Here is an 18,472-nt window from a genome sequence, read left to right on the forward strand (position 1 = left end):
GGCTCGACAGGATGCAGCAGGCACCGGTTCTGGCGAGCGCGGCCGATCCCGCCTCCGAGGCCTGGCAGGCCAACGAGGCGGCGCATCACGCGCTCGCCGACGAGCTGCGCACGCGGCTCGCCACGGCCAGGCTCGGCGGGGGTGAGAAGGCGCGGGCCCGGCATGTGGCGCGCGGCAAACTGCTGCCCCGGGACCGGGTGGACACCCTGCTCGATCCGGGCTCCCCGTTCCTGGAGCTGGCCCCGCTGGCGGCCGAGGGGCTGTACGGGGGCGCCGCCCCGGCGGCCGGGGTGATCGCCGGGATCGGCCGGGTCAGCGGCCGGGAGTGCGTGATCGTCGCCAATGACGCGACCGTCAAGGGCGGCACGTACTACCCGATGACCGTGAAGAAGCACCTGCGCGCCCAGGAGGTGGCGCTGGAGAACCGGCTCCCCTGCCTGTATCTCGTCGACTCGGGCGGCGCGTTCCTGCCGATGCAGGACGAGGTCTTCCCGGACCGGGAGCACTTCGGGCGGATCTTCTACAACCAGGCCCGGATGTCGGGGGCCGGCATCCCGCAGATCGCGGCCGTGCTGGGGTCGTGCACGGCGGGTGGGGCGTACGTCCCCGCGATGAGCGACGAGGCCGTGATCGTACGGAACCAGGGCACGATCTTCCTGGGCGGTCCGCCGCTGGTGAAGGCCGCGACCGGCGAGGTCGTGACGGCCGAGGAGCTCGGCGGCGGCGAGGTGCACTCCCGTACGTCGGGGGTCACCGACCATCTCGCCGAGGACGACGCGCACGCGCTGCGGATCGTGCGGAACATCGTCGCCACGCTGCCGGACCGCGCGGCGCTCCCGTGGTCGGTGCGGCCGGCCGAGGAGCCGAAGGTCGACCCCGCCGGGCTGTACGGGGCCGTCCCGGTCGATTCCCGCACGCCGTACGACGTCCGGGAGGTGATCGCCCGGGTGGTGGACGGCTCACGGTTCGCCGAGTTCAAGGCGGAGTACGGTACGACGCTGATCACCGGCTTCGCCCGGATCCACGGCCACCCGGTCGGGATCGTCGCCAACAACGGCATCCTGTTCTCCGAGTCCGCCCAGAAGGGCGCCCACTTCATCGAGCTGTGCGACCAGCGCGGCATCCCGCTGGTCTTCCTGCAGAACATCTCGGGTTTCATGGTGGGGCGGGACTACGAGGCCGGTGGCATCGCCAAGCACGGCGCCAAGATGGTGACGGCGGTCGCCTGCACCCGCGTGCCGAAGCTGACGGTGGTCGTCGGCGGTTCGTACGGCGCGGGCAACTACTCGATGTGCGGCCGCGCCTACTCCCCCCGCTTCCTGTGGATGTGGCCCAACGCGAAGATCTCCGTCATGGGCGGCGAGCAGGCCGCGTCCGTCCTCTCGACGGTCAAGCGCGACCAGCTGGGCGACGACTGGAGCGCGGCGGACGAGGAGGCGTTCAAGGCCCCGATCCGCGAGCAGTACGAGACCCAGGGCAACGCCTACTACGCCACGGCCCGGCTCTGGGACGACGGCGTGATCGACCCGCTGGAGACCCGGCAGGTGCTGGGGCTCGCCCTGACCGCGTGTGCCAACGCCCCGCTGCCCCAAAAGGACCACGCAGCGCCCGGCTTCGGCGTCTTCCGGATGTGAGGAACAGATGACGATGTTCGACACCGTTCTCGTCGCCAACCGAGGCGAGATCGCGGTACGTGTCATCCGAACGCTGCGCGAGCTCGGCGTCCGCTCGGTCGCCGTGTTCAGCGACGCGGACGCGAACGCCCGGCACGTACGGGAGGCCGACACGGCGGTACGGATCGGGCCCGCGCCCGCCGCCATGAGCTATCTGAGCGTGCCCGCGCTGCTGGACGCGGCCCGTCGCACCGGCGCGCAGGCCGTCCACCCGGGGTACGGGTTCCTCGCCGAGAACGCGGGCTTCGCGCGGGCGTGCGCGGAGGCGGGGCTGACCTTCATCGGCCCGCCCGCCGACGCCATCTCCCTGATGGGCGACAAGATCCGGGCCAAGGAGACGGTCGCAAAGGCCGGGGTCCCGGTGGTGCCCGGCTCCTCGGGGAGCGGGCTCACCGATACCCAACTGGGCGACGCAGCCCGCGAGATCGGCACGCCGGTGCTGCTGAAACCCTCGGCGGGCGGCGGTGGCAAGGGCATGCGGCTGGTGCGCGACGAGACACTGCTCGCGGACGAGATCGCCGCCGCCCGGCGCGAGGCGCGGGCCTCGTTCGGCGACGACACGCTGCTGGTGGAGCGGTGGATCGACCGGCCCCGGCACATCGAGATCCAGGTCCTGGCGGACACCCACGGCAACGTGGTCCATCTCGGTGAGCGCGAATGCTCGCTCCAGCGCCGCCACCAGAAGATCATCGAGGAGGCGCCGTCCGTCCTGCTCGACGAGGAGACCCGGGCGGCGATGGGCGAGGCGGCCGTCCAGGCGGCCCGCTCCTGCGGATATGTCGGCGCGGGCACGGTGGAGTTCATCGTCCCGGGCAACGACCCCGCCTCGTACTACTTCATGGAGATGAACACCCGCCTCCAGGTCGAGCACCCGGTCACCGAGCTGATCACCGGCCTGGACCTGGTGGAGTGGCAGCTGAGGATCGCGGCGGGCGAGCAACTCCCCTACCAGCAGCAGGACATCCGGTTCACCGGCCATGCGATCGAGGCCCGGATCTGCGCCGAGGACCCGTCCCGCGGCTTCCTGCCGTCCGGCGGCACGGTCCTCGCACTGCACGAGCCGCGGGGCAACGGCGTACGGACGGACTCCGGGCTCGCCGCGGGCGGCGAGGTCGGCAGCCTGTACGACCCGATGCTGTCGAAGGTCATCGCGTACGGCCCCGACCGCGCCGCCGCCCTGCGCGGGCTGCGCGCGGCCCTCGCGGACACGGTGATCCTCGGCGTCCCGACGAACGCCGGCTTCCTGCGGCGGCTGCTCGCCCACCCCGGGGTGGTGGCGGGCGATCTGGACACCGGCCTGGTGGAGCGCGACGTGGCCGCACTGGTGCCGGAGGGAGTGCCGGAGGAGGTGTACGCGGCCGCGGCGCTGCTGCGGCAGTCCGCCCCACCGGCCGCCTCCCCCGCCGACGCCGCCGGCTGGGTGGACCCGTTCTCGGTGGCGAGCGGCTGGCGGCTGGGCGGCACCCCCGCCCGTACGGTGCGCCACTTCCGGCTGCCCGGCCATGATCCGGTGCAGGTCTCGCTGCGCTCCTGCCCGGCGGGCACCGAGCTGACGCTCGGCCATGTCGGGGAGGGGGCACAGCCCCCGGAGCCCGCGACGGGCCCCTGCGGCCCACTGGCCCCGCTGCCCGGCGGCAAGGAGACGGCGAACACGGTCGAGCTGTCCGCGCACCGCATCGTCATCGAACTCGCCGGTGTCACCCACACGTTCACCCACGCCGCATCCCCGGACGGGACCTGGCTGGGCCGTGACGGCGACACCTGGCACGTCCAGGACCACGACCCCGTGGAGGCGTCCCTGGCCGGCGCCGCGCGCTCCGGGGCGGACACGCTCGCCGCACCCATGCCCGGCACCGTCACCGTCGTGAAGGTGGCGGTCGGGGACGAGGTCGCGGCCGGTCAGAGCCTGCTCGTCGTCGAGGCGATGAAGATGGAACACGTCATCTCCGCCCCGCACGCCGGAACCGTGACCGAGCTGGACGTCACCGCCGGCACCACGGTCGCCATGGACCAGATCCTGGCCGTGGTGACCCCCGCCGAGGCCCCCGGGGAGCAGGCATGACGACACCCCGCGCCCTGCCCATGACCGTGCCCGCCCAGGATCTGCCCCCACGGGTGCGCATCCACGAGGTCGGCGCCCGCGACGGGCTGCAGAACGAGAAGGCCGTCGTACCGACCGCGGTGAAGGCGGAGTTCATCCACCGCCTCGCCGCGTCGGGCCTGACCACCATCGAGGCGACCAGCTTCGTGCACCCGAAGTGGGTACCCCAACTGGCCGATGCCGAGGACCTGTTCCCCCGTCTCGCCGACATCGCGGGCGTCGATCTGCCCGTGCTCGTACCGAACGAACGCGGCCTGGACCGGGCCCTGGCGCTCGGCGCCCGGCGAATCGCGGTGTTCGGCTCGGCGACCGAGACGTTCGCCGCCCGCAATCTCAACCGCACCGTCGACGAGTCCCTCGCCATGTTCGAGCCGGTCGTGGCCCGCGCCAAGGCCGACAAGGTGCACGTGCGCGGCTATCTGTCGATGTGCTTCGGCGATCCGTGGGAGGGACCCGTCCCCGTCCATCAGGTCGTCCGCGTGGCCAAGGCGCTGATGGACCTCGGCTGCGACGAGCTCTCCCTCGGCGACACCATCGGCGTCGCCACGCCCGGCCATGTGCAGGACCTGCTCTCCGAACTGAACGAGGAAGGCGTGCGCACCGACGCCATCGGCGTGCACTTCCACGACACGTACGGACAGGCCCTGTCCAACACCCTCGCCGCGCTCCAGCACGGTGTGACCACCGTGGACGCCTCCGCGGGCGGACTCGGCGGCTGCCCGTACGCGAAGAGCGCGACCGGAAACCTCGCCACCGAAGACCTCGTGTGGATGCTCCAGGGCCTCGGCATCGAAACCGGGGTCGACCTCGACGCGCTCACCGCCACCAGCGTGTGGCTCGCCGAACAGCTGGGCCGACCCAGCCCGTCCCGTACCGTCCGCGCGCTCTCGGTGCGATAACCACCGTCCCACAAGGAGTGACACCTGCCATGCCCCTGGACCACCGGCTGACCGCCGAGCACGAGGAACTGCGTCGCACCGTCGAGGAGTTCGCGCACGATGTGATCGCCCCGAAGATCGGCGACTTCTACGAGCGCCATGAGTTCCCGTACGAGATCGTGCGGGAGATGGGACGGATGGGCCTGTTCGGGCTGCCGTTCCCCGAGGAGTACGGCGGCATGGGCGGCGACTACCTCGCCCTCGGGATCGCCCTGGAGGAGCTGGCCCGGGTCGACTCCTCCGTGGCGATCACCCTGGAGGCCGGGGTCTCGCTCGGCGCGATGCCGGTCTTCCGCTTCGGTACGGAGGAGCAGAAGCGGCAGTGGCTGCCGAAGCTCTGCTCGGGCGAGGCGCTCGGCGCGTTCGGCCTGACCGAGCCGGACGCCGGTTCGGACGCGGGCGGCACCCGCACGACGGCGGTGCGCGACGAGGCGGCGGGCGAGTGGGTGATCAACGGCTCGAAGTGCTTCATCACCAACTCCGGTACGGACATCACCGAACTGGTCACGGTCACGGCGGTGACCGGCCACAAGGCGAACGGCGCCCCGCTCATCTCCTGCATCATCGTGCCGTCCGGCACCCCTGGCTTCACGGTCGCCGCCCCGTACTCCAAGGTCGGCTGGAACGCCTCGGACACCCGCGAGCTGTCCTTCTCCGACGTCCGCGTCCCGCTGACGAACCTGCTGGGCGAGGAGGGCCGCGGCTACGCCCAGTTCCTGCGCATCCTGGACGAGGGCCGCATCGCCATCGCCGCCCTGTCCACCGGCCTGGCGCAGGGCTGCGTCGACGAGTCGGTGAAGTACGCCAAGGAGCGCCACGCCTTCGGCAAGCCCATCGGCGTCAACCAGGCGATCCAGTTCAAGATCGCGGACATGGAGACGCGCGCCCACATGGCCCGCCTCGGCTGGCGCGACGCGGCGTCGCGCCTGGTCGCAGGTGAACCCTTCAAGAAGGAGGCGGCGATCGCGAAGCTGTACTCGTCGACGGTCGCGGTCGACAACGCCCGCGAGGCGACGCAGATCCACGGCGGCTACGGCTTCATGAACGAATACCCGGTGGCCAGGATGTGGCGCGACTCCAAGATCCTGGAGATCGGCGAGGGCACCAGCGAGGTGCAGCGGATGCTGATCGCGAGGGAGCTGGGCCTGCCGGCCTGACGGTCACCGGACGTGGCCGGGCGGGCGATCAGTTCGTCGCGCCCGGCCACTCCTCGCGCAGCATCCCGAACAGCACGGTGTCGTACCGCTTGCCCGCCACCGGCACGGTGCCCCGGCGTCGGCCCTCCTCGCGGAAGCCCGCCTTGGTGAAGGCGCGGACGGCCCGCTCGTTGCCGCTCCAGGTGTCGAGCTCGATCCGGTGCAGCCCGAAGGCCCCGAACAGGTGTCCCACCAGCAGGCGCAGCGCATCGGAGCCGTGGCCGCGGCTCCAACGGTCCCGCTCGCCGATCGTGATGCCGACGGTGACCAGCCCGGCGAACGGGTCCAGGTCCCGGTAGTCCGCCATGCCGATCACCGTGCCGTCGGTCAGGTCCTCGACCGTGAAGACGGCCGACTCCCTCGGGTTCAGCCGCAGCATCGTCTCGAAGCCGAGCCCGAGCGCCTCCGCCGTGACCGGCCCGAAGCACGGGTCGCCACCGGCGGCCCAGTGCACCACTTCCGGGTCGTTGCGCCACCGGAGGTGATGCTCCGCGTCCTCCGCACGCAGTGCGCGGAGCCTTACCAACTCGCCTTTGATCATCCGGAGATCGTATGCCGCCCCGCCGGGCCGGTTCACGGGGGGTGAACAACGGTTCCGGAAGCCCGAACCCTTCCGCGGTCCGGTCACCCGCCCCGCCGAACCGACCGGTGCCTGCCGACCGGCGAACACGGGCCGGTATCGCGGGATATCCGGTTCAGCCGGATCAGCCGGATCAGCCGGTGAACAGTGCGCTGTACGCGTTCAGCGCGGGCTGGCCGCCGAGGTGGGCGTAGAGCACGTTGGAGTCCTTGGGAATGTCGCCGCCCCGGACCAGATCGATCAGGCCGGCCATGGACTTGCCCTCGTAGACCGGGTCGAGGATGACGCCCTCCAGCCGGGCGGTGAGCCTCATCGCGTCGAGGGTGGACTGCACCGGGATGCCGTACAGGTCACCGGCCCATCCGGCGAGGACGGTGATCTCGTCTTCCTTCAGGTCCCGGCCGAGGCCGATCAGTTCGGCGGTGCTGCGGGCGATGCGCTCGACCTGGTCGCGGGTCTCGTCGATCTTGGCCGAGGCGTCGATGCCGATGACCCGGCGCGGACGGTCCTGCCCGGCGAAGCCCGCGATCATGCCGGCGTGGGTCGAACCGGTGACCGAACAGACCACGATGGTGTCGAAGAAGACGCCCAGCTCCTCCTCCTGCTGCTGCACCTCATACGCCCAGTTGGCGAAGCCCAGTCCGCCCAGCCTGTGGTCCGAGGCCCCCGCGGGGATCCCGTAGGGACGTCCACCGCGGCTGCGTACGTCCTCCAACGCCTGATTCCAGCTGTCCTTGAAGCCGATGCCGAAGTCGGCCGGGTCCAGGCGGACCTCCGCTCCCATCAGCCGGGACAACAGGATGTTCCCGACCCGGTCGTTGACGGTGTCCGGCCAGTCCACCCAGCGCTCCTGCACCAGCAGGGCCTTCAGCCCGAGCCTGGCCGCGAGCGCGGCCACCTGACGGGTGTGGTTGGACTGGTAGCCACCGATCGAGACGAGTGTGTCGGCACCCTCGGCCAGGATGTCGGGAACGATGTACTCCAGCTTGCGGGTCTTGTTACCGCCGAACGCGAGACCGCTGTTGCAGTCTTCGCGCTTGGCCCAGAGCTTGGCGCCGCCCAGGTGCTCGCTCAGCCGCTCCAGCGGGTGTACCGGGCTGGGGCCGAACAGCAGCGGGTAGCGGGGGAAGTCCTGCACTGACATGACTGTTCTCCTCGGGCTTGAAAGGGGTGGGAGAGGGCGGACAAGCCGGCCGGGCCGGTCCAGCCGGCCTGGTCGGTCAGCCGGCCTGGTCGGTCAGCCGGCCTGGTCGGTCAGCCGACCTCGTCGGATTGCTCCGTGCCGGACATCTCCAGCAGCGGCTCCAGGGTCTGCCAGGTGTCGAAGGAGACGTCCGCGGCAGCCTCGGCATCACCGGCCGCGCACAAGTCGATGAGCTTGCGGTGCAGAGCCACCGACCCGCGACCGGTGACCGACGAGAAGCGGAGTCGCTCGACCCGGCGGAGCACCGGCGTGAACTGCTCCAGCACGGTCTTGACCGCGTCGTTCCCCGCGGCCTCGACGGTCACCGCGTGGAGCTCGTCGTCGGCGGCGAGCGCAGCGTCGACGTCACCGCGCCGGAGCGCGGCGTCGAATCGCTCGTTGGCGCTTCGCATCCGCGCGAAGTCCTCCTCGGTCATCTGACTCACGGCCTCGCGGACCGCGAGTCGATGCATGGCCGCGACCACCGACTGTGCGTTGCGGGTCACGCGCACGTCCAGCGTGCTGACGGTGGTGGATCGGCCTGGTGCGGCGACAACCAGGCCGGCTTGGCCCAGACGCAGAAGTGCCTCGCGCACGGGGGTGCGACTGACACCGAGCCAGCCGGCGAGCTCACCGTCGCGCACCTGCTCGCCGGGCTCCAGCGTCCCGTCGACGATCGCATCGCGCAGCCGACGGAACACGTGGTCTCGCAACAGGTCACGGGGCGGCGAGGTCTCGCCTTGAGGGATCGGCATGCAATATATTGCGTACTACGTATTGCCGCATGTCAATAGCCACGCAGCGCTGCGGCACACCGCGTCAAGCGGTCGGAGGGCATCGAGGACCTCCTCGCCGAGTGCGAGCTGCTGCGCGGACATACGGCGGAGCTCGGCGCGCACAGCGGTTACGGGGAGGACTACGTGACCGCCCGGCTCGCCGACATCACCGCAGCCGCCCTGCGCGCCCGGGCCGTGGGCGGCGGGGTCCTCGTCCGGTGAAGGGCCGCTGCGCGGACACACCCCCACATACCCAATAAGGTTAGGCTAACCTTCCTTTGAACGTACCGGCGACCGGTTCCTGGCTTCGCTTCCGGTTCCGGGGAGGAACCCCCGCATGACGACGTCCGCCACACCGCCCATCGCCCCCTTCCGGTTCTTCGCCCTGACCGTCCTGCGGGCCCGGCGACTGGGGCCCTCGATGCTCCGGGTCACCTTCGGCGGACCAGGGCTCGACGGCCTCGCCGCCGGGGGCCGTGACCAGAGCCTGTCGCGAGCCGGCTCGTCGCGGGCGGCGCGGAGACGGGGCACTGAGTCCGGCGTCCCGGGAACAACGCGGCTCCGCCGCGGAGTTCGTCCGGCGCGGTTCCCCCGGCCCCGCGCGCATATCCGCTTCCGCCTGTCACCGCCATGACATACCCTTCACAACAACGGCCGCGCCCCGCACACCGTCTTCACATAACGGTGTCCGGATGCCGCGCGGCCCGCCTCGTCACCCGGCCCATCCACCGGGTTTCACTGTGGGGGTACATCAACGTGCGCACGCGCACCGTGTCGACCGCGCTCGCGGTCCTCTTCAGCTCGACGGCGCTGGCCGTCGGCACCACGGGGTCGGCCATGGCCGACTCCAGCAAGGCCCTGCCGATCTCCTCGTACGGCGACATCGCCGTGGACGGTGTACACAAGCGGGTCTACATCAGCGATCCGAGCGGCAACAAGGTCGTCGTCACCGACTACGCGGGCAAGGTCGTGACGACCGTCCCGAATCTCCCTGGCGTACAGGATCTGGCGATCGCGCCCGACTCCCGTTCCGTCTACGCGGCCGTCCCGGGCAGCGACGCCGTCGTGGCCATCGAGACGACCACCTCGACGGCCGCCGCGCAGTACGGCACCGGCGAGAACACCCGGCCCCAGACGCTGGCGGTGGCGGGCGGGCGGGTCTGGTTCATGTACGGCGAGCAGCCTTCGCACCACCTGGGCTCGTTCGACCCCGCGCAGAGCAGCCCGGAGGTCGCCCTCGACCAGCTCCCCGGCATCGGCTGGTACGACGCCCCCGAGCTGGAGTCCACCGGGAACACCCTGGTGCTCGGCGTCCACGGCACCTGGTCCGGACTGGCCGTGTACGACGTGTCGACGAGCACCCCCGTCCTGCGCAAGGAGGGCATGCCGTCCGAGGCCGCGAACTACATGGACGACTTCGCACTCAGCGCCGACGGCAAGAAGATCGTCGCCGCCTCGGGCGAGTCCCCCTACGCGGCGACCGCGATCAACACCGACGACCTCACCCGTACCGGCGGCTATCCGACCAAGGCGGACCATCCCAACTCGGCCGCGATCGCCCCGGACGGCACGGTCGCCCTGTCCACCTACAGCTGGTACGACACGGACATCTACATCTACAAGCCCGGCGCGACGACGCCGTACCGCACGTACACGTACGACCAGGGCACGCCGGGCGGCGACACCATCACCTCGCGAGGACTGGCGTGGGCCCCCGACGGGACCAAGCTGTTCGCCCTCGCCAACGGCTACGGCGGGCCGTCCCTGCGGGTCCTCGACGACGCCACCCGCTACCCGGTCAAGGCCACCGTCTCCGCGCCTGCCAAGGCGACCCGCGCCAAGAAGCTCGACGTCACCGGCAAACTGACCTCCGGCAAGTCCTTCCCCTCGGGCTCCAAGGTCACCGTCACCCGGACCGATATCGACTCCCCCAAGGGCAAGTCGCTCGGCACGAAGACGGTCGGTTCGTCCGGTGCGTTCTCCTTCAGCGACACCCCGCCCGCCGGCGGCAACGTCACCTACACGGCGACGTACGCGGGCGACGCCACGCACGCGCCCGCATCGGGCAAGGACACGGTCGCCGTCTCGCGCACCGCCACCGCCCTCACGCTCAACCACAACGGCGGCACCTACTCCTACGGCGCCCAGGTCTCGTTCACCGCCCACCTCGGCAAGACGTACAAGAACCGCACCGTCGAGATCTGGGCCGATCCCTTCGGCGCCGACAAGCCCAAGAAGCTGCTGAAGAAGGGCAAGGTCAACTCCAAGGGCAACCTGTCGGTCACCGTGAGCATGACCCGTAACACCGCGGTCACCGCGGTCTACGCGGGCGATGCCCGCTCGGGTTCCAAGACCGTGAAGTCGACCGCGTATGCCAAGGTGAAGGTCTCCACCTCCGTCTCCAAGCAGTACAAGACAGGCAAGATCGGTTCCACGACGTACTACTGGTTCCACAAGAACACCGACCCGGTCCTCACTACGTCGATGACGTACTACAAGGGCCGCCAGCAGCGCTTCGGGCTCCAGGTCTACTTCCAGGGCAAGTGGTACGACGCGGACCCCGAGTACTTCGCGCTGGGCACCGACGGCAAGTCCGTGGTCCGCCTCGAAGCCCCTGGCCAGTCCGGCATCCGCGCCCGGATGCGCTCCTCGTACGTCAAGGGCTCCTCGGGTGACAACGTGAACTCGACGACGCACGGCGCGTGGAAGTACCTGTACTTCACGAAGTAGGGAACAGCACACCACTGCCGCGTGACGGAGAAGGGCCCCGGCGGGGGCCCTTCTGCACGGTCGGGGTGCAATTCGTTCGACAGCGCGCAGCCCCTTTCGGCAGAGTCCGTACATGCAGCCGCACCACTGGCCCCTGTACGGGCTCCGCCTCCGCACACCGCGTCTGGAACTCCGGCTTCCGGAACTGGAGTTGCTGGACGACCTCGCGTCGGTGGCCGTCGACGGGGTGCACCCGCCGGCCGATATGCCGTTCACGGCCCCCTGGACCGACGCGTCGCCCGCCGAGCGTGGAAAGGCCGTGCCGCCCTGCATCTCGCCTTCGCCGGACTCGGGGCCCGGACCGCGGTCTCGGCAGCCATGACCGACAACCCGCGCTCGCTGGGCGTCTCACGCCGACTCGGATATCTGCCGGACGGCATGGAAGTCGCCGGGGTACGGGGCGTGCCCGTCACTCTGCAACGGCTGCGGCTGGACCGGGCCCGCTGGGAGGAGTACCGGGTCGTCGAGGTGACGGTCGAGGGATTCGACGGCTGCCGGGAGGAGTTCGGGGCGTGACGCTGTTGGTGCACACCTTCGTCTACGACGAGCACGGCCGATCGCGTCTGCTCGACGACCCCGAGGACGGCAGCGACATGGCCGGGACAGAGGTCTGCCGGACCACGTTGTGGGGATCGGACGCCGCGCGGGCGCTCGGCGCCCGGTTCCTCCCGGAGCTGGCCACCGGCGATCTGTACGTGGAGCCGGAGGACGTCGACGACTTCCTCGCCGAGTGCGAACTGCTGCACCGGAACGCCTCGACGCTCGCCGGAGGCGGTGGCCACTGGCGGGACTACGTGGTGGTCCGGCTCGCCAACATCACCCGCGCCGCCCTGCGGGCCCGGGCGGTGGGCGGCGGGGTCCTGGTCTGGTGAGCGGCCGGAGGGAACCCTCGAATGTTCGATGAGGTTAGGCTAACCTTCCTCCCGGCATGCCGGTGGTCTGTTCCCGGCTTCGCTTCCGGTTCCTGGGAGGACCCCCCGCATGACGACGTCCGTCGCACCCCCCATCACCCCCTTCCGGTTCTTCGATCTGACCGTTCTGCGGACCCGGCGGCTCGGGCCCTCGATGCTCCGGGTCACCTTCGGCGGCCCGGGACTCGACGGCTTCGCCGCCGGAGGACGCGACCAGAGCCTGTCGCTGTTCCTGCCGCACCCCGGCCAGCCGGAACCAGTCGTTCCGGTCGATGCGGACGGCAACTGGTTCGCCGCCTGGCGCGCACTTCCGGACAACGTACGGGCCGTCATGCGCTCGTACACCGTGCGCACCCAACGCCGTACACCCGACGGGGCGAGCGAGGTCGACATCGACTTCGCGCTGCACGAGGACGGCGGGCCCGCCTGCCGCTGGGCCGCGGGCGTCTCCCCCGGCGACCGGCTCAAGGCGCTGGGCCCGGCCGTCGAGGACAACACCGCCGTCCGCTTCCGCCCTCCGCAGGACACCGACTGGGTGCTGATCTGGGCCGACGAGACCGCACTGCCCGCCGCGTCGGCCGCCCTGGAGTGGCTGCCGGCCGGCCTGAAGGCGCGGGTCTGGCTGGAGGTCCAGCACACCGAGGACCGCCAGGCCCTCGACACCGCCGCCAAGGCCCGGATCACCTGGCTCGTAAGGGACGAGGGGGCGCCCACCTCCCTGGAGGCCGTCCGGGCGGCCGAGTTGCCCGAGGGGATGCCGTACGCCTGGATCGCGGGCGAGTCGTCGCAGGTACGGGCGCTGCGCCGGCACCTCGTGCAGGAACGCCACATCGACCGCAGGCGCGTGACGTTCGCCGGGTACTGGCGGCGCGGGTTGAGCGAGGAGCAACTGCGCGAGGCACCGCCGTCCCGCGCGGACGCGTAGGCGGCGCGCAGACGGACGAGCACGCAGCAGGCGGCAGGCGGGAGGCGGCAGGCACCGGACGACATCGGCCGACAGGCCGGAAGCCGCCACTCCGCACGCGCGAATGAGAAAACTTTCGCACCTTCGGGGCGAGGGTCCACATGAAAGTTAGGTTAGGCTAACCTTACTTTGACATCGGACCCTTGCCCCCAACTCCTGTCCTGATGAGGGCCGATGAAGTTTCCCCGCATCCGGGAGGACCCCTTCATGCGTTCGCACCTGCTCAACGGCACGACCGCGGAGCGCTACCGGCGCTCCGTGACCGCAGGAGTCGAACGGGTCGCAGCCACACTCGCCACCACGGACCGGCCGTTCACCGGAGTCCGCGTCGACGAGCTCTCCCCCGTTGTCGACGCGATCGATCTGGACCGGCCGCTGGGCGACGCGTCCGCCGCCCTCGACGAGCTCGACCGCGTCTATCTCCGTGACGCGGTCTACTTCCACCACCCCCGCTATCTGGGCCACCTCAACTGCCCGGTCGTCATCCCCGCCGTCCTCGGCGAAGCCGTTCTCTCGGCTGTCAACTCCTCCCTGGACACCTGGGACCAGAGCGCCGGCGGCACCCTGATCGAGCGCCGGCTGATCGACTGGACCGCCGCCCGGATCGGGCTCGGACCGGCCGCGGACGGCATCTTCACCAGCGGCGGTACGCAGTCCAACCTCCAGGCCCTGCTGCTGGCCCGGGAAGAGGCCAAGACGCCTTCGCACCACTTCACCCGGCTGCGCATCCTCACCTCCGAATGCAGCCACTTCAGCGTGCAGAAATCCGCGAAACTCCTCGGCCTCGGGCCGGACTCGGTCGTCCCCGTCCCGGTCGACCAGGACAAGCGCATGCGGACGGTGGCGCTGGCCCGTGCCCTGGAGCAGTGCGTCGCCGAGGGCGCCGTCCCGATGGCGGTCGTCGCCACGGCGGGCACCACCGACTTCGGTTCCATCGATCCGCTGCCCGAGATCGCCGCGATCTGCCGACGGTTCTCCACCTGGCTGCACGTCGACGCCGCGTACGGCTGCGGCCTGCTGGCCTCGCTCGACCGCCGGCACCTCCTCGACGGCATCGAACACGCCGACTCGGTCACCGTGGACTACCACAAGTCCTTCTTCCAGCCGGTGAGTTCGTCCGCCGTGCTGGTGCGCGACCGGGCCACACTGCGCCATGCCACGTACCACGCCGAGTACCTCAACCCGCAGCGGATGGCCGCCGAACGCATCCCCAACCAGGTGGACAAGTCGCTGCAGACCACCCGCAGGTTCGACGCCCTGAAACTGTGGATGACGCTGCGCGTCATGGGCGCGGACGGTGTCGGCCGGCTCTTCGACGAGGTCTGCGACCTGGCCGCCGAGGGCTGGCGGCTGCTCGCCGCCGACCCGCGCTTCGACGTCGTCGTCGAACCCCGGCTGTCCACGCTGGTGTTCCGCTGCATCCCGTCAGGCATCACCTCGCCCACCGAGATCGACCGGGCCAATCTCCATGCCCGCAAGGCGCTCTTCGCCTCCGGTGAGGCCGTCGTCGCCGGCACGAAGGTCGACGGGCGCCAGTACCTGAAGTTCACCCTGCTCAACCCCGAAACGACCGCGCAGGACATCGCCGCGGTACTCGACCTGATCTCCGGCCACGCCGAGCAGTACCTGGGAGACTCCCTTGACCGCGCTTCCTGAACCCCGCGATCCGCGGGCCGCCCACGACTTCATCGGGATCGGGCTCGGCCCGTTCAATCTCGGACTCGCCTGCCTGACCGAGCCGATCGACGAGCTGAACGGGGTGTTCCTGGAGTCGAAGCCGGACTTCGACTGGCACTCCGGGATGTTCCTCGAAGGGGCCCATCTGCAGACGCCGTTCATGTCGGACCTGGTCACGATGGCCGACCCGACCTCGCCGTACTCCTTCCTGAACTATCTGAAGGAACGCGGGCGGCTGTACTCCTTCTACATCCGGGAGAACTTCTACCCGCTGCGGACCGAGTACAACGACTACTGCCGCTGGGCCGCCGCCGGGCTGAGCAGCGTCCGCTTCGACGAGACGGTCGAGTCGGTCACGTACGACGAGGGCGCCGGGCTCTACACCGTCCGCACCGCCGGCGGTGGCGTCTTTCGGGCCCCGCGGCTCGTACTGGGCACCGGCACCTCCCCGTACATCCCGGACGCCTGCCGGCAACTGGGCGGCGACCTGCTACACAACTCCCGTTACCTGGAAGGGAAGGCGGCCCTCCAGTCGAAGAAGTCCATCACCCTCGTCGGCAGCGGGCAGAGCGCGGCCGAGATCTACTACGACCTGCTCTCCGAGATCGATGTGCACGGCTACCGGCTGAACTGGGTGACGCGCTCACCGCGGTTCTTCCCGCTGGAGTACACCAAGCTGACGCTGGAGATGACCTCCCCGGAGTACGTCGACTACTTCCACGCCCTGCCCGAGGAGACCCGCTACCGGCTCGAATCCGGGCAGAAGGCCCTCTTCAAGGGCATCGACGGCGAGCTGATCGACGCGATCTTCGACCTGCTCTACCAGAAGAACCTGCCCGGCCCCGTCCCGACCCGGCTCCTCACCAACTCCTCGCTGACAAGCGCCCGTTACGAGGAGGGCAGCGGTACGTACACGCTGGGGCTGCACCAGGACGAACAGGCCAAGGACTACACCCTCACCACCGAGGGCCTGATCCTCGCCACCGGATACCGGTACACCGCGCCCGCCTTTCTGCAGCCGATCGCCGACCGGCTGCGCCACGACGGCCGGGGACGCTTCGACGTGGCCCGCAACTACTCCATCGACACCACCGGGCACGGCGTCTTCCTGCAGAACGCGGGCACGCACACCCACTCGGTCACCTCGCCCGACCTCGGCATGGGTGCCTACCGCAACGCGTACATCATCGGCGAACTGCTCGGCCGTGAGTACTACCCCGTCGAGAAGTCCATCGCCTTCCAGGAGTTCGCCGTATGACCGCCGCCCTCGGCACCTTCACCATCCGCCCGCTGGACCCTTCCCCAAGCTCTCAACTTCTTCCCCGAGCTCTCGACTGCACTCGAGCAGGGGAGACCCCATTGCGCAGGGGAGAACCCCTTTCCGACGCCGAGCTGGTGCACGGCTGGGTCACCCACCCCAAGGCCGCCTTCTGGCTGATGAGCGACGCGAAACTCCAGGACGTCGAGCGGGAGTACCTGGCGATCGCCGCCCACCCGCACCACGACGCCTTCATCGGGCTGTACGACGGGGAGCCCGCCTTCCTGATGGAGCGGTACGACCCCGCCGAGGTCGAACTCAAGGGGCTGTACGAGGCCGAGCCCGGCGACATCGGGATGCACTTCCTGGTCGCCCCGGCCGACACCCCGCTGCACGGCTTCACGCTCGCCGTGATCACCACCGTGCTGGAGGCGCTGTTCGCCGACCCGTCCGTACGCCGGGTCGTCGTCGAACCCGACGTACGCAACACCGCGGTGCACGCGCTCAACAAGGCGGTCGGCTTCGAGGTGCTGGGCGAGATAGCCAAACCGGAGAAGAACGCCCTGCTCAGCGCCTGCACCCGGGAACAGTTCGCCGCAGCGACCGGGGGCAGTGCCTGATGTCCGCCACCATCGAAAGCGCCGCCCACCTCGCCCCCGAGCGCTGGGCCAACGCCAACCGGCTGCTGATCCGCAAGGCGCTCGCCGAGTTCAGCCACGAGCGGCTGCTGGTCCCGGCGCCGCTCGGCGACGACCGCTACGCGGTGCGCGGCGACGACGCGTCGACCGAGTACCGCTTCACCGCCCGGCTCTTCGCCCTCGACCACTGGCAGGTCGAGGCCGACTCGATCACCCGCCATCGGCACGGCTCCGAACTCCCCTTGGACGCGGCCGAGTTCTTCGTGGAGCTGCGCTCCACGCTGGGCCTCTCGGCGGAGATCCTGCCCGTCTATCTGGAGGAGATCTCCGCCACGCTGGCCGGTACCGCGTTCAAGCTGACCAAGCCGCCCGTCACCTCCGCCGAGCTGGTCCGGGCCGGGTTCCAGGCGATCGAGACCGGCATGACCGAGGGCCATCCCTGCTTCGTCGCCAACAATGGGCGGCTCGGCTTCGGCGTGGACGAGTACCGGGCGTACGCCCCCGAGGCCGCGTCCGGGATCCGGCTCGTCTGGCTCGCCGCCCGCCGCGACCGCGCCACCTTCACCGCGGGCGCCGGTCTCGACTACGAGACCCTGATGGAAGGCGAGTTGGGCGAGGAGACCCGGACCCGGTTCGCGGCCACGATGAGCGGACTCGGGCTCGACCTCGACGACTACCTGCTGATCCCCGTCCACCCCTGGCAGTGGTGGAACAAGCTGGCCGTCACCTTCGCCGGGGAGCTCGCGCAGCGGCATCTGGTCTGCCTCGGCGAGGGCGAGGACACGTACCTCGCGCAGCAGTCCATCCGTACGTTCTTCAACACCAGCGCCCCGGACCGGCATTACGTCAAAACGGCGCTGTCCGTCCTCAACATGGGCTTCATGCGCGGCCTCTCCGCCGCGTACATGGAGGCCACGCCGGCGATCAACGACTGGCTGGCCGGGCTGATCGAGGGCGACGAGGTGCTGCGGACAGCCCGCTTCTCGATCATCCGGGAGCGGGCGGCCGTCGGCTACCACCACCGGACGTACGAGGCGGCCACCGCCAAGGGCTCCCCGTACCTGAAGATGCTCGCGGCGCTGTGGCGGGAGAGCCCCGTCCCGGGCCTCGCCCCCGGCGAACGGGTCGCGACCATGGCCTCGCTGCTCCACACCGACCACGAGGGCGGCTCCGTGGCCGCGGCGCTGATCGCCGAGTCGGGGCTGGAGCCCGCGGTGTGGCTGCGCCACTACCTCGACGCGTACCTGGTGCCGGTGCTGCACAGCTTCTACGCCTACGACCTGGTGTTCATGCCGCACGGTGAGAACGTCATCCTCGTCGTCGAGGACGGGGTCGTACGGCGCACGGTCTTCAAGGACATCGCCGAGGAGATCGCCGTCATGGACCCGGACGCGGTGCTGCCGCCGCGGGTCGAGCGGATCCGGGCCGAGGTCCCCGAGGACATGAAGCTGCTCTCCGTCCTCACCGACGTCTTCGACTGCTTCCTGCGCTTCCTGGGCGCCGGCCTGGCGAGCGAGGGCGTCCTCGGAGAGGAGACGTTCTGGCGGACGGTCTCGGACTGCGTCACCGGGTACCAGGACTCGGTGCCGTACCTCTCCGGGAAGTTCGAGCAGTACGACATGTTCACGGAGGAGTTCGCGCTGTCCTGCCTGAACCGGCTGCAGCTGCGGAACAACGAGCAGATGGTCGATCTCACCGATCCGTCGGGGGCGCTGCAGCTGGTCGGCAGGCTGAAGAACCCGATCGCGGGGCGGGCCTGAGGCCGGGGCCGTACCGCGACCGGGAACACCACGGTCGCGGTACGGCCC

General features: G+C 70.3%; 14 protein-coding genes and 1 pseudogene. 12 read left to right on the top strand and 3 right to left on the bottom strand.

Going from position 1 to position 18,472, the window contains the following annotated elements:
* The first annotated feature begins 11 nt into the window (after positions 1–11).
* From OG936_RS11260 to OG936_RS11275, 4 genes are read left to right on the top strand one after another with little or no spacing between them, the layout of a single operon-like run.
* The gene (locus OG936_RS11260) at positions 12–1,634 is read left to right on the top strand and encodes a carboxyl transferase domain-containing protein (protein WP_406494312.1); all 1,623 of its coding nucleotides are present in this window, start codon (positions 12–14) and stop codon (positions 1,632–1,634) included.
* A 13-nt stretch (positions 1,635–1,647) separates the two neighbouring features.
* A complete protein-coding gene (locus tag OG936_RS11265; RefSeq protein ID WP_406500398.1) occupies positions 1,648–3,735 on the top strand; it encodes an acetyl-CoA carboxylase biotin carboxylase subunit in 2,088 nt (695 codons plus the stop codon).
* Positions 3,732–4,673 carry a hydroxymethylglutaryl-CoA lyase gene (locus OG936_RS11270; RefSeq protein WP_266746319.1) on the top strand — a complete coding sequence of 314 codons (942 nt, stop codon included), beginning with the start codon at positions 3,732–3,734 and terminating at the stop codon, positions 4,671–4,673. Before OG936_RS11265 ends, OG936_RS11270 begins: the two co-directional genes overlap by 4 nt.
* Positions 4,674–4,702: 29 nt before the next feature.
* Positions 4,703–5,869, top strand: a complete 1,167-nt coding sequence (locus OG936_RS11275; protein ID WP_383756608.1) for an acyl-CoA dehydrogenase family protein — start codon at positions 4,703–4,705, stop codon at positions 5,867–5,869.
* A gap of 28 nt (positions 5,870–5,897) precedes the next feature.
* On the opposite strand, the gene OG936_RS11280 is transcribed toward OG936_RS11275, so the two are convergent.
* From OG936_RS11280 to OG936_RS11290, 3 genes are all read right to left on the bottom strand, one after another.
* Positions 5,898–6,449 carry a GNAT family N-acetyltransferase gene (locus OG936_RS11280; RefSeq protein ID WP_383756611.1) on the bottom strand — a complete coding sequence of 184 codons (552 nt, stop codon included), beginning with the start codon at positions 6,447–6,449 and terminating at the stop codon, positions 5,898–5,900.
* 172 nt (positions 6,450–6,621) lie between these two features.
* A complete protein-coding gene (locus tag OG936_RS11285) occupies positions 6,622–7,632 on the bottom strand; it encodes a 1-aminocyclopropane-1-carboxylate deaminase (RefSeq protein ID WP_406494314.1) in 1,011 nt (336 codons plus the stop codon).
* A gap of 110 nt (positions 7,633–7,742) precedes the next feature.
* Positions 7,743–8,426 carry a GntR family transcriptional regulator gene (locus tag OG936_RS11290; RefSeq protein ID WP_406494316.1) on the bottom strand — a complete coding sequence of 228 codons (684 nt, stop codon included), beginning with the start codon at positions 8,424–8,426 and terminating at the stop codon, positions 7,743–7,745.
* A gap of 777 nt (positions 8,427–9,203) precedes the next feature.
* Here OG936_RS11290 and OG936_RS11295 point away from each other — a divergent pair.
* From OG936_RS11295 to OG936_RS11330, 8 genes and pseudogenes are all read left to right on the top strand, one after another.
* Positions 9,204–11,177 (top strand): Ig-like domain repeat protein, encoded by a 1,974-nt coding sequence (locus tag OG936_RS11295; RefSeq protein ID WP_406494318.1) that lies wholly within the window; start codon positions 9,204–9,206, stop codon positions 11,175–11,177.
* Between the two features lie 112 nt (positions 11,178–11,289).
* Positions 11,290–11,732 (top strand): annotated as a pseudogene (locus OG936_RS11300) (hypothetical protein).
* Entirely contained in the window at positions 11,729–12,088 is a 360-nt protein-coding gene (locus OG936_RS11305; protein ID WP_406494320.1) for a hypothetical protein, read from the top strand. The pseudogene OG936_RS11300 and the gene OG936_RS11305 overlap by 4 nt, the downstream one beginning before the upstream one ends.
* Before the next feature lie 109 nt (positions 12,089–12,197).
* A complete protein-coding gene (locus tag OG936_RS11310) occupies positions 12,198–13,052 on the top strand; it encodes a siderophore-interacting protein (RefSeq protein ID WP_406494321.1) in 855 nt (284 codons plus the stop codon).
* A 246-nt stretch (positions 13,053–13,298) separates the two neighbouring features.
* Positions 13,299–14,747: a pyridoxal phosphate-dependent decarboxylase family protein gene (locus tag OG936_RS11315; RefSeq protein ID WP_406500399.1), complete on the top strand. Its 1,449-nt coding sequence runs from the start codon at positions 13,299–13,301 to the stop codon at positions 14,745–14,747.
* Positions 14,731–16,026, top strand: coding sequence for a lysine N(6)-hydroxylase/L-ornithine N(5)-oxygenase family protein (locus OG936_RS11320; protein ID WP_406494323.1), 1,296 nt, complete (start codon positions 14,731–14,733; stop codon positions 16,024–16,026). The genes OG936_RS11315 and OG936_RS11320 overlap by 17 nt, the downstream gene beginning before the upstream one ends.
* Positions 16,023–16,646 (top strand): GNAT family N-acetyltransferase, encoded by a 624-nt coding sequence (locus OG936_RS11325; protein WP_406494325.1) that lies wholly within the window; start codon positions 16,023–16,025, stop codon positions 16,644–16,646. The genes OG936_RS11320 and OG936_RS11325 overlap by 4 nt, the downstream gene beginning before the upstream one ends.
* The gene (locus OG936_RS11330) at positions 16,646–18,424 is read left to right on the top strand and encodes an IucA/IucC family protein (protein WP_406494327.1); all 1,779 of its coding nucleotides are present in this window, start codon (positions 16,646–16,648) and stop codon (positions 18,422–18,424) included. Before OG936_RS11325 ends, OG936_RS11330 begins: the two co-directional genes overlap by 1 nt.
* Positions 18,425–18,472 lie beyond the last annotated feature (48 nt).

Source organism: Streptomyces sp. NBC_00846 (assembly GCF_045207325.1).
In the GTDB taxonomy this organism is placed as follows: domain Bacteria; phylum Actinomycetota; class Actinomycetes; order Streptomycetales; family Streptomycetaceae; genus Streptomyces.

Bases quoted from the DNA above. Each gene is read 5' to 3' on its own strand.
- OG936_RS11260 (WP_406494312.1), top strand. From the start codon at position 12: ATGCAGCAGGCACCGGTTCTGGCGAGCGCGGCCGATCCCGCCTCCGAG.
- OG936_RS11265 (WP_406500398.1), top strand. From the start codon at position 1,648: ATGTTCGACACCGTTCTCGTCGCCAACCGAGGCGAGATCGCGGTACGT.
- OG936_RS11270 (WP_266746319.1), top strand. From the start codon at position 3,732: ATGACGACACCCCGCGCCCTGCCCATGACCGTGCCCGCCCAGGATCTG.
- OG936_RS11275 (WP_383756608.1), top strand. From the start codon at position 4,703: ATGCCCCTGGACCACCGGCTGACCGCCGAGCACGAGGAACTGCGTCGC.
- OG936_RS11280 (WP_383756611.1), bottom strand. From the start codon at position 6,449: ATGATCAAAGGCGAGTTGGTAAGGCTCCGCGCACTGCGTGCGGAGGAC.
- OG936_RS11285 (WP_406494314.1), bottom strand. From the start codon at position 7,632: ATGTCAGTGCAGGACTTCCCCCGCTACCCGCTGCTGTTCGGCCCCAGC.
- OG936_RS11290 (WP_406494316.1), bottom strand. From the start codon at position 8,426: ATGCCGATCCCTCAAGGCGAGACCTCGCCGCCCCGTGACCTGTTGCGA.
- OG936_RS11310 (WP_406494321.1), top strand. From the start codon at position 12,198: ATGACGACGTCCGTCGCACCCCCCATCACCCCCTTCCGGTTCTTCGAT.
- OG936_RS11315 (WP_406500399.1), top strand. From the start codon at position 13,299: ATGCGTTCGCACCTGCTCAACGGCACGACCGCGGAGCGCTACCGGCGC.
- OG936_RS11325 (WP_406494325.1), top strand. From the start codon at position 16,023: ATGACCGCCGCCCTCGGCACCTTCACCATCCGCCCGCTGGACCCTTCC.
- OG936_RS11330 (WP_406494327.1), top strand. From the start codon at position 16,646: ATGTCCGCCACCATCGAAAGCGCCGCCCACCTCGCCCCCGAGCGCTGG.